The organism is Stenotrophomonas sp. LMG 10879, from assembly GCF_002750935.1.
In the GTDB taxonomy this organism is placed as follows: domain Bacteria; phylum Pseudomonadota; class Gammaproteobacteria; order Xanthomonadales; family Xanthomonadaceae; genus Stenotrophomonas; species Stenotrophomonas lactitubi_B.
Map to the genome: position 1 here is coordinate 321047 of NZ_PEJT01000004.1, position 15476 is coordinate 336522.

14 protein-coding genes are annotated in these 15476 nt (G+C 66.3%); 10 read left to right on the forward strand and 4 right to left on the reverse strand.

Annotated features, from left to right (window positions below; translation table 11 throughout):
* Positions 1-158 precede the first annotated feature (158 nt).
* The 4 genes from CR919_RS08415 to CR919_RS08430 all read left to right on the forward strand — a co-directional run bounded on the left by CR919_RS08415 (position 159) and on the right by CR919_RS08430 (position 2756).
* Entirely contained in the window at positions 159-926 is a 768-nt protein-coding gene (locus CR919_RS08415; protein ID WP_099819620.1) for a DUF3011 domain-containing protein, read from the forward strand.
* Between the two features lie 172 nt (positions 927-1098).
* The gene (gene rocF, locus CR919_RS08420; RefSeq protein ID WP_099819621.1) at positions 1099-2019 is read left to right on the forward strand and encodes an arginase; all 921 of its coding nucleotides are present in this window, start codon (positions 1099-1101) and stop codon (positions 2017-2019) included.
* Positions 2020-2185: 166 nt separating this feature from the next.
* Positions 2186-2323 carry an entericidin A/B family lipoprotein gene (locus CR919_RS08425; RefSeq protein WP_019661832.1) on the forward strand — a complete coding sequence of 46 codons (138 nt, stop codon included), beginning with the start codon at positions 2186-2188 and terminating at the stop codon, positions 2321-2323.
* Between the two features lie 211 nt (positions 2324-2534).
* Complete coding sequence (locus CR919_RS08430) at positions 2535-2756, forward strand: CsbD family protein (RefSeq protein WP_025878332.1); 222 nt, start codon at positions 2535-2537, stop codon at positions 2754-2756.
* A gap of 78 nt (positions 2757-2834) precedes the next feature.
* On the opposite strand, the gene CR919_RS08435 is transcribed toward CR919_RS08430, so the two are convergent.
* Positions 2835-3641 (reverse strand): hypothetical protein, encoded by an 807-nt coding sequence (locus CR919_RS08435; protein ID WP_099819622.1) that lies wholly within the window; start codon positions 3639-3641, stop codon positions 2835-2837.
* Between the two features lie 108 nt (positions 3642-3749).
* On the opposite strand from CR919_RS08435, the gene CR919_RS08440 reads away from it, so the two are divergent.
* From CR919_RS08440 to CR919_RS08455, 4 genes are all read left to right on the forward strand, one after another.
* Entirely contained in the window at positions 3750-5045 is a 1296-nt protein-coding gene (locus CR919_RS08440) for a tryptophan--tRNA ligase (protein ID WP_099819623.1), read from the forward strand.
* Between the two features lie 172 nt (positions 5046-5217).
* Positions 5218-5514 (forward strand): hypothetical protein, encoded by a 297-nt coding sequence (locus CR919_RS08445; RefSeq protein ID WP_099819624.1) that lies wholly within the window; start codon positions 5218-5220, stop codon positions 5512-5514.
* A 184-nt stretch (positions 5515-5698) separates the two neighbouring features.
* Positions 5699-6631 carry an MBL fold metallo-hydrolase gene (locus CR919_RS08450; RefSeq protein WP_099819625.1) on the forward strand — a complete coding sequence of 311 codons (933 nt, stop codon included), beginning with the start codon at positions 5699-5701 and terminating at the stop codon, positions 6629-6631.
* Positions 6632-6734: 103 nt separating this feature from the next.
* Positions 6735-8387 (forward strand): M28 family metallopeptidase, encoded by a 1653-nt coding sequence (locus tag CR919_RS08455; RefSeq protein WP_099819626.1) that lies wholly within the window; start codon positions 6735-6737, stop codon positions 8385-8387.
* 83 nt (positions 8388-8470) lie between these two features.
* Here CR919_RS08455 and CR919_RS08460 read toward each other — a convergent pair whose 3' ends face one another.
* Positions 8471-8803, reverse strand: coding sequence for a hypothetical protein (locus tag CR919_RS08460; RefSeq protein ID WP_099819690.1), 333 nt, complete (start codon positions 8801-8803; stop codon positions 8471-8473).
* 31 nt (positions 8804-8834) lie between these two features.
* On the reverse strand, positions 8835-10169 hold the full coding sequence (locus tag CR919_RS08465; protein WP_099819627.1) for an MFS transporter: 1335 nt from the start codon (positions 10167-10169) through the stop codon (positions 8835-8837).
* Positions 10170-10391: 222 nt separating this feature from the next.
* On the opposite strand from CR919_RS08465, the gene yedA reads away from it, so the two are divergent.
* Both yedA and rarD read left to right on the forward strand, forming a co-directional pair.
* A complete protein-coding gene (gene yedA / locus CR919_RS08470) occupies positions 10392-11297 on the forward strand; it encodes a drug/metabolite exporter YedA (protein WP_099819628.1) in 906 nt (301 codons plus the stop codon).
* Positions 11294-12220, forward strand: a complete 927-nt coding sequence (gene rarD / locus CR919_RS08475; RefSeq protein ID WP_099819629.1) for an EamA family transporter RarD — start codon at positions 11294-11296, stop codon at positions 12218-12220. Before yedA ends, rarD begins: the two co-directional genes overlap by 4 nt.
* Positions 12221-12372: 152 nt before the next feature.
* On the opposite strand, the gene CR919_RS08480 is transcribed toward rarD, so the two are convergent.
* A complete protein-coding gene (locus tag CR919_RS08480; protein WP_099819630.1) occupies positions 12373-15231 on the reverse strand; it encodes a TonB-dependent receptor in 2859 nt (952 codons plus the stop codon).
* Positions 15232-15476: the final 245 nt, after the last annotated feature.

Here is a 15476-nt window from a genome sequence, read left to right on the forward strand (position 1 = left end):
GTGTGTACCGGACGTCCGTGTGATGCCACGATGATAGCGCTGGCCCGCTTGCGGTGGTCTGCGGCCGGTGATCGGTGGCTTGATGTTCCTCACGACAGAGCGACTCCGGCAGCCCCCATACTGGTGCCCTCCGCACATCTCTTGCCAGGAAGCCGACCATGCGCCGCCACCGCTTGCCGTTGACCGTCGCGCTGCTCGCCAGCGCCTTCACAGCACCGGCGATGGCCGCCGTGCCGTTCTTCAATGCCAGCTGCCCCGGTGGGCTGGATGTCCATGCCGACGAAGGCGGGCCGGTCTACGTGCAGGGCCGCGAGACCACACTCAAGCGCTTCAATGATCGCTACGTCGAGGCGCGCGATGCCAACAGCGGCACCACGCTTTCGATCAGCACCGGCGACGACGGCACACCGCAGGTCAGTTACACCGGACGCGGCGGCGCCAACGGCATCTGCCAGGTCAGCAGCGGCGGCACGCCTGCGGCCGCAGAAGGCGGCAGGCATCACCGGGATCAGGATCGCGATGACGATGCGGCACTGCCACGGGAAGTGACCTGCGAATCCACCGACCAGCGCCAGGTGTCCTGTGACATGGACACGCGCGGCAATGTGGAGATCGTGCGCCAGCTCAGCCGTACCCGTTGCGAGCAGGGCAGCAACTGGGGCCTGTCGCGGCATTCGGTGTGGGTCAACGGTGGCTGCCGTGCGACGTTCCGCAACATGTCCAAGGCTGCAGCCAACGCGCCAGCGGGCGATACCGCGCTCGGTTCGTGCAACGCAAGCAAAGGCGCGCAGGGCACGCTCGTGACCCAAGTACCGGTCGGAACCGATTACCAGGAACTGATCATCGATTATCCCGATGGCCGTTTCCTGTGCATGATGAGCAACAACGGCCGGATACAGAGCGTGACGCCGATACGGCATCGTTGATCACGATGGGGTAGTGCCGGCCGCTGGCCGGCAGACTCCGCGAACCCTCAGGGCAGAATGGTTGCCGGCCAGCGGCCGGCACTACCCGTGGCCCGGCCCTGCTGCACCGCCGCGAGTGGTGTCACATGCGTCTGGCTAGACTGTGCTTCTTTTTCGTTCGCAGGAGGCACCCATGGCCCATCATCCCGCCGTTACCCTGATCGGCGTCCCCACCGACATCGGGGCGGGCCATCGCGGCGCCCGGCTGGGGCCGGAAGCCCTGCGCGTGGCTGGCCTGCCTGAAGCACTGGAAGTGCGTGGTGTGGACGTGCGCGACCTCGGCAACCTGGACGGCCCGCGCAACCCGTGGACCGCGCCGGTGCAGGGCTACCGGCATCTGGACGAAGTGGTGGCGTGGAACCACGCGCTGATGGAAGCCAGCTACGCCGAACTGCAGGCCGGCCGCATGCCGATCATGCTCGGTGGTGACCACTGCCTGGGCATCGGTTCGATCACCGCCGTCGCGCGCTGGTGCCGCGAGCAGGGCAAGGACCTGCGCGTGTTGTGGCTGGATGCGCATTCGGACTTCAACACCAGCGATGTGACCCCGTCGGGCAACATCCACGGCATGCCGGTGGCCTGCCTGTGCGGCCTCGGCCCGGATGCGCTGACCAGGCTGGGTGGCACCTCGCCGGCCATCAAGCCTTCGCAGATGCACCAGATTGGCATCCGTTCGGTGGATCCGGAAGAGAAGCGCCTGATCAAGACCCACAAGGTCGATGTCTACGACATGCGCTACATCGACGAGAACGGCATGAAGCGCACCGTGGAAGCGGCGCTGGCCGGCATCGATGAGAACACCCACCTGCACGTCAGCTTCGATGTCGATTTCCTTGACCCGAGCATCGCCCCGGGCGTGGGCACTACCGTGCCGGGCGGGGTGAACTACCGCGAAGCGCAGCTGGTGATGGAGATGATCGCCGACAGCGGGCGCATGGGCTCGCTGGATATCGTTGAACTCAATCCGCTGCTGGACAACCACAACAGCACCGCCGAACTGGCCGTGGACCTGGTGGAAAGCCTGTTCGGAAAATCGACCCTGATGCGCGACTGAGAGGGTCCAGCCTGAACGGTTGGACGAACCGTTCACACGCGCTCCACGCCCCTGCCGCCAGATTGCACCTCACGCGGCAGTGTTGGCTTCAACCAGCCTGCCGCCCCGATCAATACAACCGAACCCCGTGATTGAGCGGGGTAGCGGCAAACCCAAGGAGAAGCCCATGAAGCGCGTAGTTGCCCTGATGCTGTTGTCGATGTTTTCGGTGGCCCTGCTGGCCGGTTGCAACACCGTTGCCGGTGCCGGCAAGGACGTGCAGAAGGCTGGTGAGAAGGTTGAGGATGCTGCCAAGGGCAACTGAGCCTGAGGTGGTGCGCAGTACGGAAAAGGCCGGGATCTTCCCGGCCTTTTTCATGCGCGATTGCCGGGTGTGGACGCCGCGTGTGGATGCGTAGTGAACCATTCAAGCAGGTGAGCAGCGTTTTCATGGCCGGTTGACCGTGCTTCAACGTGCACTGCGCGATGCTGCAGCCACGGTAACAACGCCGTTGCATTCCAAGGAAGCCTCAGCAATGAACAAAGACATCATTTCCGGCAAGTGGTCCCAGCTCAAGGGCAAGGCCCAGGCGAAATGGGGCGATCTGACCAATGACGATTTCGATGTGGCCGAGGGCAATGCCGAGTATCTGGCCGGCCGCCTGCAGGAGCGCTATGGCTGGGCCAAGGATCGCGCAGAAACCGAAGTGCGCGATTTCGAGAAGGCGATGCACAAGGATTATCCGGACTACAAGTAACCGGGCGCCGCACGCCCGCGTTCTGCCCCCACAGACAACGCCCGCGCCGGAAGGTGCGGGCGTTGTGCTGTGTGGCGATCAACGTGCCGGCGGGTCGGGCACGTAGCGGTTGGGGAAGGCCTGCGGCTGGCGGTCCAGGCGCGACGTCGAATCGAGCAGGATGCCGCGTGCGCGCAGGTTGCGGGCGCTGTCGTAGCGCAGCTGCAGCACCTGTGTCGGGCTGCGGGTGGCGCGTTCGAAATCGGTATCGCGCACCGAGGAACTCTCGCGCGCACCGTGGCCGGTGCCGAGCGCAGGTGCCTGCGACTTGGCCGAGTAGCCTTCGATACGGCTGGCGCTGGCGTCGGCGGCCGCCGAGGCTTCGGCCGCCGCCGGTGCCGGCCCGGCGCGCTCGCGCAGGATCGGCTGCGGACGCGGGTACCAGCGGCGCGCTTCCTCGAACACTGCTACGCCAACCACGCCGACGTTGTCGGGGCGGCCGGTGCGGCTGGCGTAGCTGCCGCTGGGGCTGCTGAAGACGAACTGGGCCACCTCGTCCTGGGTCTTGCGCCAGCCGGTGATGTCGGCGCGCTGGCCGGGGTTGAGCACGTACCCGGTCTGCGAGGGATCGGCATCTTCGCCGGAGATGGCATTGACGCCGTCCACCGACAGCACCACCAGCACCCGGCGCGGGCTGTCGTTGTACAGGCGCACCGCATAGCGATGGCCGCGCTCACCGGCCACCCAGCGCTGGCCATCGGCCGGGTAGCTGCGCAGCTCGGTGCCGCGGTCGCGGTCGACCAGGGCCACGCGCACCGGGCCGTCCTGCGGCATCGGCGGGGGCAGCGGGGCCGGGCGGAAGCCGGCCAGGGGCAGGATCAGCAGCAGGGGTAGCAGGCGTTTCATCGGGCGTCTCCAGCGGGGTTGGGTGAATGAACGCGCCGGGGGCCCTGACGGGGTTGACCGTGCGCACGGTAAACTGGCTCCGTTCATAGAAGGTTTCCGCACGCAGTCATGACGACCCGAGTCCTTACCGGCATCACCCCCTCCGGCACGCCCCACCTGGGCAACTACGTTGGCGCCATCCGCCCGGCCATCGCGGCCAGCCGCGCGCCGGACATCGAGAGCTTCTTCTTCCTGGCCGATCTGCACAGCCTGATCAAGTCGCAGGACCCGCAGCGCACCCAGCGCGCGACCCTGGAGATCGCTGCCAGCTGGCTGGCCTGTGGCCTGGACCCGGAACACGTGTGGTTCTACCGCCAGAGCGACATCCGCGAGACCACCGAGCTGATGTGGTTCCTGACCGCCATCGCCAGCAAGGGCATCCTCAACCGCGCCCATGCCTACAAGGCGGCGGTGGACAAGAACCGTGAGGAAGGCCAGGACGAGGACGCAGGTGTCAGCGCCGGCCTGTTCATGTACCCGGTGCTGATGGCGGCCGACATCCTGATCTTCAAGGCCAACCAGGTACCGGTGGGCCGTGACCAGATCCAGCACATCGAGATGGCGCGCGACTTCGCCCAGCGCTTCAACCACGTGTACGGCAAGGAGTATTTCCCGCTGCCGGACGTGGTGATCGACGAGCAGGTGGCAACGCTGGCGGGCCTGGATGGCCGCAAGATGAGCAAGAGTTACCACAACACCATTCCGCTGTTCGTGCCGCGCGAAGAGCTGAAGAAACTGGTGTTCTCGATCCTGACCGACTCGCGTGCACCGGGCGAGCCGAAGGACACCGAAGGTTCGGCGCTGTTCCAGATGTACCAGGCGTTCGCCACCCCGGAGCAGACCGCTGCCTTCGCCAAGGCTTTCGCCGACGGCATCAGCTGGGGCGATGCCAAGCAGCAGCTGTTCGAGCGCATCGACAGCGAACTGTCGCCGCTGCGCGAGCGCTACAACGCGCTGATGGCCGAGCCGGAAAAGATCGAGGCACTGCTCAAGCGCCGGGGCCAGCAGCTGCGTGAGCAGCTGGCGGCACCGCTGCTGGAAGAGCTGCGCCATGCGGTGGGCCTGCGAGATCTGTCCGATGCCGGCGACATCGCCAGCGAAGATGCCGGTGAAGCCCGCGCCGCGCCGCCGCTGTTCAAGCAGTACCGCGAGAAGGATGGCCGTTTCTACTTCAAGCTGACTGCAGGTGACGGCACGCTGCTGATCCAGAGCGAGGGCTTCGACTCGCCGCGTGATGCCGGCCAGCTGATCGCCGTGCTGAAGCAGGCCGAGCAGGGCGACCAGCTGCAGAGCGATCTGTTCAAGCTGGAAGCCGAGGTCGATGCGGTGCTGGCGGCGCTGGCGGTGCTGCGCGAAGCGGCCTGACCTGCACCACCTTTGTAGAGCCGAGCCCACGCTCGGCTTTGCTTTGCATATGTAGAGCCGAGCCCACGCTCGGCTTGGCGGAAAAGCAGCCGAGCATCGGCTCGGCTCTACAGTGCATTGCGGCCATGGCATGATGTCGGCGCGCCCCTGGCGCGATGACATGGAGTCTGCAATGGCCTGGTTGTCGCTGCTGCTGTTTCTGCCCTGGTTCATTCTGCTGGGCAGCCTGTATTGGCTGTTTCCGCGCCAGCCGCGTACCGCGCGGCGACGCCTGTTCGATGGCGCCACCCTGGCGCTGGCACTCGCCCTGAGCATCGTGGCGATGCTGTGGGGCCACCACATCGGTCTGGTACAGCCGGGCGCCGGACCGATCTGGCCGCAGGTGCTGGCGGTGCTGTACGCCTATGGCGCGTTCCTGGCGGTGCTGGTGATGGCCCTGTTGCTGCGCCCGCGCTGGTTGCGCCTCTGATGTAGCGCCCCGCGTGTGCCCTCTGTAGAGCCGAGCCCACGCTCGGCTGATGTCTGGCAGAAAGGCTGCCGAGCGTGGGCTCCGGCTCTACAGAATTGCTCCCTCCGACCAAAGCCGCATCGAACCCGGGCCGCCTGCGCGCCTACCATGGGCGTCTGTTCCCGATCCTGCCAGGTGCGCGTCGATGACCGCCGATCCCAGCATCCACACCATCGATACCGGTTTCCAACGGCCTGATTTCGATGCCGCCTACCTGATCATCGAAAACGGCCGTGCCGCGTTCGTCGACTGCGGTACCGGCCTGTCGGTGCCGGCGATGCTGCAGGCCTTGACCGACAACGGGCTGGGCGTGGAGGCGGTGGACTGGCTGCTGCTGACCCACGTGCATCTGGATCATGCCGGCGGCGCTGGCCTGCTGATGCAGCAGCTGCCGAATGCGCGTGCGGTGCTGCACCCGCGCGGCGCGCCACACATGATCGATCCGACCCGGCTGATCGCCGGCGCCACCGCCGTCTATGGCGCCGAGGAAATCGCGCGCAGCTATGGCCGCATCGAAGCGATTCCCGAGCAGCGCGTGGTGGTGGCTGACGACGGCCAGCGCATCGACCTGGCAGGCCGCGAGCTGGTGCTGCTGCACACCCCGGGCCACGCGCTGCACCACTACTGCGTGTGGGATGCGCGCAGCCGCAGCTGGTTCACCGGCGATACCTTCGGTATCTCCTACCGCGAACTGGACAGTGCGCAGGGCGCTTTCATCTTCCCCACCTCATCGCCGGTGCAGTTCGATCCGGACGCGATGAAGGCGTCGATCCAACGCATGCTCGGCTACGCACCGCAGGCGATGTACCTGACCCATTACGGTCGGGTCGAACAGGTCGAAAAGCTGGCGGAGGATCTGTTCGAACAGATCGATGCGATGGCGGCCATCGGCCGCCAGTGCGACGGCCGTCCCGACCGTCATCGCTGCCTGCTGGCCGCGCTGCAGGCGTTGTACCTGGAGCGTGCACAGCAGCATGGCTGCGCACTGGACCAGGCTGCGGTAACCGAGGTGCTGGCGATGGATATCGAACTCAACGCGCAAGGCCTGGCCTGCTGGCTGGACCGCGCGTCGCGGTAGATCCACGCCACGCGTGAATGACGCGCCCAGGCTGCGCCGCGATGTCACGACCACGTTACACTCTGGTGACTTCCAAGCTAGCCGTGGTACTGCCGTGAACCCGATGCGCGTGTTGCTGCTGTCGTCCTGCCTGTTCGTCGGTGGCCTGGCCCATGCGGCCAATGACCTGCCCGGCGGCGGCATCGATCCGCAGGCGCTGTCGCGTCATGTGCGCGTGCTGGCATCGGACGAATTCGAAGGCCGGGCACCGGCCACCGAAGGCGAAGAACGCACCGTGCAGTACCTGATCGAGCAGTTCCGCAGCTACGGCCTGCAGCCGGGTGGTGTGGACGGCAGCTGGGTGCAGCCGGTGCCGCTGGTGCGCGCGCAGCTGGATGGCCCGGCCAAGGCCAGTCTCGCCCTGAAGGGCGGCAAGCGGGCGCTGGCCAATGGCGTGGACGTGACCCTGCAGAGCCTGCAGCCGCGCAAGCGCGTGCAGATCAAGGATGCGCCGCTGGTGTTCGTCGGCTACGGCATCGACGCGCCCGAGCGCCATTGGAACGACTACAAGGACGTGGACCTGCACGGCAAGATCGCCGTGATGCTGATCAACGACGCCGATTTCGAGGCCGATGCGCCGGGTGCGTTCGATGGCAAGGCGGTGACCTACTACGGCCGCTGGACCTACAAGTTCGAAGAAGCCGCGCGCCGTGGTGCCGAAGGCGTGCTGATCGTGCATGAGACCGCACCGGCCGCCTATGGCTGGGCCACGGTGAAGAGTTCGGGCACCTCGCCGCTGTTCGATATCGAGCGCGGCCAGGCCGAAGCGATGGCCCAGCACACGCCGCTGCGTGGCTGGATGCAGCGCGAGCTGGCCGAGGCGATCTTCGCCGACGCCGGCCTGGATTTCGATGCCGAGAAGCGCAGGGCGATGAGCGCGGACTTCCGTCCGGTTGCGCTGGACAACGCCAGGCTGAGCGTCGATTTCGCGCTCAAGCGCGAGCAGGTGGTGACCCGCAACGTAGTGGCCAAACTGCCCGGCGGCGAGCACGCCGATGAGGCGGTGATCTTCTCGGCGCACTGGGATGCCTTCGGCATCGGCCAGGCCGACGCCAAGGGCGACCGCATCCGCCGCGGTGCGATCGACAACGCCACCGGCGTGGCCACCGTGCTGGAACTGGGCCGGGTGTTCGCCGCCGGCCCGCAGCCGCAGCGCACCCTGTACTTCGTCGCCCTGACCGCCGAAGAGAAGGGCCTGCTGGGCGCCAGCTACTACGCTGCGCACCCGCTGGCGCCGCTGGACAAGACCGCTGCGGTACTGAACATCGAGATGTTCAGCCCGGATGGTGCCACCCGTGACATCGCGTCGTGGGGCAAGGGCCGGGTGTCGCTGGAAGGCGACCTGGAACGCGTGGCCAAGGCCCGTGGCCGTAGCTACAGCCCGGACCCGAATCTGGAAGCCGGCTTCTTCTACCGTGCCGACCACTTCGCCTTCGCCCGCCTGGGCGTGCCGGCGATCACCATCGGCCCGGGCCTGGACAAGCTGGACGGCGGTGTCGAGGCTGGCCGCGCGCTGCGCGAGAAGTACTTTGCCGACTGCTATCACCAGGCCTGCGATGCGTGGACGCCGAGCTGGGATCCGGCCGGTCACGCAGCCGATACCCTGCTGGTCTACGACCTGGGCGCGGAGCTGGCCAACAGCCGTCGCTGGCCGCAGTGGGAGAAGGAATCGGAATTCCACGGCGCCCGCGAGAAGAGCGAAGCCGCCCGCCGGTAAACGCACGGCAGTGCCGGCCGCTGGCCGGCAACCTCATGAATCTTCCGAAGTGACGCGCAGATGCCGGCCAGCGGCCGGCACCATCACGTCTTCCGCAGCAGCTTCCAGGCGCCCCAGCCGGCAACCACAAGCGCGGCCAGATAGCAGGCCACCATCGTGCGCAGGCCGGCCACCGGAGCCGGGTTGCTACCCCGGCTCAGACGCAGATGCAGTGAGCTGGCACCGCTGCCCAGATCCGCTGCCAGCTGCAGCAGCAGTGCGGCGCAGAACGCCAGCAGGGCAATGCCGAAGCCGATACGTGGCCAACTCGCCTGGGCGCCGGGCCGGCGGATCAGCCATGCCAGCAGGGTTGCTGCGCCCAGACCCAGTGCGAGCCACACCAGCGGCGTGGCAGGAAAAGCGGCGGCCACCGGCATTGCACCGGTGGCCGCGATCACTACGGCGCGCTTACTTGCGGGTGCCGTCGAGCCAGTTAGGGCCCTTGTTGGTGAGGAAGAACACATAGACCACCAACGATACCGCGATCGTCGCGGTGACGTAGATGGCAAACCAGTCCACGTGGCCGGTCTTCAATGCGCCCTGGTACAACAGCGGCGCGGTGCCGCCGAACAGCGAGTTGGCCAACGCATAGCCGAAGCCCACGCCCAGCGCACGGATGTGGGTGGGGAACAGCTCTGCCTTCACCACGGCATTGATGGAGGTGTAGCCGGTGAGGATGACAAAGCCCAGTGCCAGGGTGAGGAAGGCGAGGGTGGCATCGTGCTGGTGCGGCAGCTGGGTGATCAGGTACCAGCTGTACAGCACACCACCCACGCCGAAGAACACCAGCAGGCTCTTGCGGCCGATGATGTCCGACAGCCAACCGCCTACCGGCTGCAACACCATCAGGAAGGCCAGCACACCCAGGTTGATCAGCGTGCCGGTCATCGGATCGTTGCCGGCGAACGCGCTCTGGATCATCTTCGGGCCGTTCACCGAGTAGGTGTAGAAGGCGATGGTGCCACCGGCGGTGATCAGGAAGCACAGCAGCAGCGGACGCCACTGGTGCACGAACAGTTCGTACATCGAGCCGGACTTCTTGTCCTTGCCCTCGCGTGCGGCTTCGATGGAGGATTCCGACAGCGACTCGTCCATGCCACGGCGTAGCCAGAACACCACTACCGCGGCGATGCCACCGATGCCGAAGGCGATGCGCCAGCCCCACTCGGAGATTTCCGGCTTGGCCCAGAACGTCAGCATCACGAACAGGGTCAGCTGGGCCAGCACATGGCCGCCCACCAGGGTGACGTAGTGGAACGAGGACAGGAAGCCGCGGCGGCCGGGAATGGCGGCCTCGGACATGTACGTGGCGCTGGCACCGTACTCGCCACCGGTGGCGAAGCCCTGCAGCAGGCGCGCGAACAGCAGGATGATCGCCGCCCAGATGCCGATGCTGGCAGCAGTGGGGGTGATGGCGATGATGAACGAGCAGAAGGCCATCAGCGTGACCGACACGGTCAACGCCAGGCGACGGCCATGACGGTCGGCGAAGCGGCCGAAGAACCATGCGCCGATCGGGCGCATCAGGAAGGTCGCGGCGAAGATCGCCCACACGTACATGGTGGAGTTCTTGTCTTCAGGCGAGAAGAACTGCGATTCGAAGTACACGGCGAACACCGAGTACACGTAGACGTCGTACCACTCCACCAGGTTGCCGGCGGAGCCTTTGAGAGTGTTGGAGATGGAACGCCGCAGGGCGGCGCCATCGCTGGCGGGTACGGCGGGTTGGGACGTGGTGCTCATCTGGGTGGAATTCCTCGATGCGGTGCGTCCATGCGGGAAAGATCGGTGCCAGGGGCGCGCAGTGCGCTGCCGGCCAGCCTCCTGAGTACTGCATCCCACGTCAACGCCGGGTGCCGGAAGGGCGGGCGGGACATGGATGGATGACAGCGTGCCACCACATGGGCTGCCGGACCATAACCAAAACGTCCTAAAATCCGTCTTCCCCCGGCTCCCTGGTGTGTCATGTCGGCTCCCCCCGTTCCGTCTGCGGCTGCCCCACGGGGCGGCCTTGTCGTGCTGGCATTACTGCTGGTCTACGTGGTCTGGGGCTCGACCTACCTGGGTATCGCCAAGGCCCTGCATGGCGGCGCGCTGCCGCTGACGATGGTCTCCGGCAGCCGGTTCATCATTGCCGGCGGCGTGATGTACCTGGCGCTGCGCCTGTTCTGGAAGATGCCGCGGCCGAGCCTGCGGCAGTGGCGCAACCTGGCCATCATGGGCGTGACCATGCTGGTACTGGGCAACGGCATGGTGGTGCTGGCCGAGCGCGAGGTGTCATCCGGCCTGGCCGCCACGGCGGTGGCCTCGGTGCCGCTGTGGATGGCGTTGTTCTCGGCCCTGCGCGGCCAGCACGCCAGCAGGGGCGAATGGCTGGGCATCGCCGTTGGCTTCGTCGGCGTGGTCTGGCTCAACGCCGGCAGCAGCCTGACCGCATCGCCCACCGGGCTGGTGCTGCTGCTGATCGCACCGGTCGGCTGGGCGTTCGGCTCGGTGTGGGCACGCGGGCAGGACCTGCCGGGTCCGTTCATGACGGCCGCCGGGCAGATGATCTGCGGTGGCGCGCTGCTGGTGCTGATCGGCCTGGTCGTCGGTGAGCGCCCCACCACCTTGCCCGATACCGGTGGCCTGCTGGCGATGGCCTACCTGTGCGTGTTCGGTTCGATCGTGGCGTTCACCGCTTACGTCTGGCTGCTGCAGAACGTGCGCCCGGCGTTGGCCGGCAGCTATGCCTACGTCAATCCGGTGATTGCGGTGCTGCTGGGTGCGGCGTTGAACGGCGAACGTTTCGGCTGGCGCGACTTCCTGGCCATGGCAGTGATACTTCTGGGTGTGGTGGTACTGACGATGGCAAGGACACGCAAGCGATGAGCATGGACGAGAAAGAACAACGCCGGGGCCTGCTGGTCACCGCATCCACCTTCGTGCTGTGGGGGCTGGTACCGGTCTACTGGCACCTGCTGAATGAGGTGCCGTCGTTCCAGATCATCGCCCACCGCATCATCTGGAGCACCGTGCTGGTGGTGGCCTGGCTGCTGATCGCCTCGCGGCTGGGCTGGTGGAAGAAGATCGCCGCACAACCGCGCGCGCTGCCGATCCTGGCGGTATCGAGCCTGACCATCGCCTTCAACTGGGGCCTGTACATCTGGGCGGTCAACGCCGGTCACGTGATCGAGACCAGCCTGGGCTACTTCATCAACCCGCTGGTGAACGTGCTGCTGGGCGTGCTGGTGCTGAAAGAGCGCCTGCGCCGCGTGCAATGGGTGGCCGTGGCCATCGCTGCGGTGGGCGTGGCCTGGTTGACCATCGATGCGGGAACGCCGCCGTGGATCGCCCTGGGCCTGGCCTGCTCGTTCGGCCTGTACGGCCTGCTGCGCAAACTGGTGTCGGTCGACCCGGTGGCGGGGCTGGGGGTGGAAAGCTTGTATCTGTTCCTGCCGGCGCTGGGCTTTGCGTTGTGGGCCGAGAACGGCCATGGCGGCGGCTTCTTCGGTGGCTGGGGCTGGGGCAACGATCTGCTGTTGATCTTCGGTGGCGTGGTCACGGCGGTGCCGCTGATCGGTTTCGCCTACGGGGTGAAGCGCATTCCACTGTCGCTGGTCGGCATCCTGCAGTACATCGCGCCGAGCCTGCAGCTGCTGCTGGGTGTGTTCTTCTTCCACGAGGCCTTCGACACCGGCAAGGCGATTGGTTTTGCGGCGATCTGGACCGGGTTGATCCTGTTCGTCGCCGACAACATCCGCACGATGCGCGCGGCGCGGGCTCGGATCCCTGCGCAACGCGGAGCGCTCTGACCCCGGAACCCTGGAAAAGCGATGGGGTCAGAGCCCTTCGCGATGCGCAGGGATCCGACCCCGCAAAAAAAGAACGGCGCCCCGAGGGGCGCCGTTCTGCTTCCATCCACCGCCAGGAGAGAGATGGCGGTGGCGGGAACGCGGTTGCAGGCTTAGAAGCGCTGCTGGTACTTCATGTACATGAAACGACCGATGTCGAAGCCACCGTAGTAGGTGAAGCTGCTGTTCGGCTGGCTGTACATGATCGGACCCTGGTGGTCGAACACGTTGTTCAGGCCCAGCGACACGGTGCCATCCCACGGCAGGCTGTAACGCACCTGCAGGTCGTGGAAGGTGTTGGAACCCACCTTGCGGCTCGGCTGTGCGTCGGTATACGGCGAGACGAAGTCGGCCATGTTGCAGTCCGGGCCACCGCCCAGATCGTACGAGCAGGCTTCCTTCATGCCCGAGTAGTAACGGGCGGTCCAGCCGATGCCCAGGTTGCCGTACTGCCAATCCAGGTTGAAGGTCGAACGCACGCGGAAGTCGCCGGCCCAGCCCACGCGCTGTTCCACCGGCGTGGTGGCGGCGCTGTCGTTGCGCTGCTCCAGGTAGTCGGTGTAGGTGGTGTTCCAGTTGATGGCGAACTTGCCGTACGCGGTTTCCGGCAGGCGGTAACGCACACCGATGTCATAGCCGGCGGTTTCGCGGTAGCCGGCGTTGACCAGCGAGCGATCCAGTGCCGAGACCTGGCCACGGGTGGCCGCAGCGGTGGAACGGGTGAAGCGACCGCATGCCGAATCCACACCCTGCACGTAGCACTGGTTGAGGATGTCGGTGGCCGACTCGCCGACGATGGCGTTGTCGATGCGGATCTTCCACCAGTCCAGGCTGACGTCCAGGCCCTGCACGAATTCCGGGCTGTAGACCAGGCCGACGGTCCAGGTCTTGGCGGTTTCCGGCTTCAGTTCCGGGTTGGAACCGGAGTTGAAATCGGAGGTGGCCTGCTGGCCCGGGCGGTTGGCAAGGTTGCCGTCCGAACCGGTCTGCTGACGGAAGTTGGCGGGCACGTTCAGCGCCTGGCAACGTGCCGCCACGGTCGGGCTGCTGGCGGCGATGCCGAACTTCGTATCACACGGATCGGTGAACGAATCGCGGCTGGACACTGCGCCGCCGTAGAGATCGTCCACGGTCGGTGCACGGAAGCCGGTGCCGTAGGTGGCGCGCACCAGCAGGCTGTCGATCGGCTTCCACTTCAGGCCGAACTTGCTGTTGGTGGTCGAACCGAAGGTGTTGTAGTCGGTGTAGCGACCGGCCAGGTCCAGCGACAGCTCGCGGGCGAACGCCATGTCGGCCAGCAGCGGCACCTGCATTTCCAGGTAGACCTCGTTGAGCGAGTAATCGCCACGGGTCGGCTGGCCGGTGGTGCCGGCGATCTGGCCCTTCTGCACCATCAGGTCCGGGGTGTAGCTGGCTTCTTCGCTGCGGTGCTCGAAGCCCATCGCGCCCATGATGTCACCGGCCGGCAGGGTGAACAGCGAGCCGGAGATGTTGGCGCTGGCGACCTTGGTGGTGCTGCGCATCTTGTCGACGAAGCGGGTGAACAGGTAGTCCTGCACATCCTGGTTGCCCAGCGAGCCCGGGCCGGTGTAGCCCATCGGCGCGGCCGGATTCCACGGCACGCAGCCGGCGATCACCGCACCCGGCGTACCGCAGCGGGCAACGTCGCCGTCCATGAAGGACGGGCCGACGGCCAGGTTGACGTGCGGCTGGTACATGCTGCCGGTGCCGACGCGCTCGCCTTCATTGCGGTTGTACATGTAGCTGACGTTCCAGTCCCAGTAACGCGAACCGGTTTCGAAGCTGCCTTCCAGGCCGAGGCTGGCACGCTTGGTTTCCAGCGTGTTCTCGGTACCGCGCGGCAGCTCTTCGGTGCGGTGCGAGAACAGCACGTCCTGGCCCCACTTGTTGAAGGTGCTGTCCTTGGACAGCGCAGCGCGGGTGCCGTTGCGCGACTGCGCAGCCGAGACCGAGTACGGGTAGCCGGCCAGGTGCTTGGTCGACTCGCGCTTGCTGTACAGCGCGTCGGCGACGATGCGCAGGTTGTCGGTGATCGAGAAGCCGCCGTTGGCGAACACCGAGGTGCGCTCCAGGCCGCTCAGCAGGCTCATGTTGGTCTTGGCGTTGGCGCCGTCGGCCGGGTTCGGCGTGTGGAAGTTGCCAGCGCTGCTCGGGTCGCCGCCCGGGCCAACGGTCAGCGGCTTGCCACCGACGGTGACGGTGCCCCACTGGGTGGTCGGGCTCAGCGCGTCGACGTCGTCGGCGTGGCGCGGGCCACCCGGGTAACGGCTGAACTCGCGCGCATCGCCGAGGATTTCGTCTTCCTTGGTGCGCTCGGCACCGACGCTGAACCAGCCGCGGTCGAAGGTCTTGCCGAAGGTGGCGCTGTAGGAGCGCTTCTGGCCGTCGCCTTCACCGTACTGGCCGACATAGACGCTGGCTTCGCCACCGTCGAAGTTCTTGCGGGTGATGATGTTGACCACGCCGGCGATGGCGTCCGAGCCGTACAGTGCCGAAGCGCCGTCGGTTAGCACTTCCACGCGCTCGACGATGGCGGACGGAATCGAGGCCAGGTCGGAGTAGCCGCCGGCGCTGACGCCCATGCGGCGGCCGTCGATCAGCACCAGGCTGCGTTCCGGGCCGAGGTTGCGCAGGCTGACATACATGCCGCCGAAATCGCGCGAGGAGCTCAGCGAGGACGAACGGCTCAGGCTCGGTGCGCCGGCTGCAGTGACGTCCTGCAGGATGTCGGCAACGTTGACGTAGCCCTTCTTCTCGATGTCGGCGCGGTTGAGTGCCACCACCGGCTGCGCGGTCTCGACACTGGCCTGGCGGATGCGCGAGCCGGTGATCTCGATGCGGTCGAGGTTGGTGGGGGTATCGCCGGCTTCCTGTGCGAAGGCGGGCGTGGTGCAGCTGGCGGCCAGCGCGATGACGATCGCGTTGCGCAGCGGGGTGGTCTTCAGGGACATCCGTGAAATCTCGTGTTTCAGAAAAAACATGCGTCCGTTCTATGGACGCGTGGGGTGCTGCAAACCAACGTGGGGGCCGGATTCTAGAGTGTTTTCATCGGTAACTGTTTGTCCGCGCGCGCTGTAACGCCGCGAAAATGAATCGCAACCAACAATCCACAGGTGCACTGTGCGCAACGTCACGCGCGTTGTGTCTGCGATGGGCAGAGGCATCGATAGCGGCGGTGTTTGCGCAATCTGTAGCG